This window comes from Vibrio sp. 1978 (assembly GCF_033344345.1).
In genome coordinates, this window is sequence record NZ_JAWPOP010000841.1 from 1 (window position 1) to 561 (window position 561).

Below are 561 nucleotides of genomic sequence, written 5' to 3' on the forward strand. Positions count from 1 at the left end.
TGTACATCGTGTCCTCACTATGTTGATTTGGATACCAATGTTGTAACGTACTATGTGCCAGTTTTTCCGTGGCAAATTTTGGCTTAACACAGAAAGCCAAAAACTGTTAACAGTAGATACCAAATCATCACGTTCTCAATTACTTTTAAGCAAAGTTAAATATAATTTTTCTTTGCTTAGAATCGATGTCTTTAACGGTAATGTTTACTTGAGTACCAAGTGTAATAGTTGTCGTTTGGCTTGAGATTTTTTGTTTGATCGCATCAAATTCAAAATCGCCATTTTGAAAACTGGATAAAGGTATGAGACCTTCGATTCTGTTTTCCTCCAGCTCTACAAAAACACCAAAGTGCGTAACTCCAGAAACGCTTCCCATGAAGTTTCGTCCAATAAATGGTTTCATGTAGTGGCATTTCAGTGCTGATTCAACCTCACGACTTACTTCATCAGCTTGGCGAGATTGATGCGAACAGTGCACACTGAGTTGCTCAATCTCTTTTGTATCGTAAGGGTAACTATTCGAAATACCTGCTAGCTGGCGTATCGGCTTGAGCTTCATTA

General features: G+C 38.3%; 1 protein-coding gene. It reads right to left on the minus strand.

The features are described from left to right. Positions 1-145: 145 nt before the first annotated feature. A partial coding sequence (locus R8N49_RS29410; protein WP_318190733.1) for a S1 RNA-binding domain-containing protein occupies positions 146-561 on the minus strand: 416 nt, incomplete at its 5' end.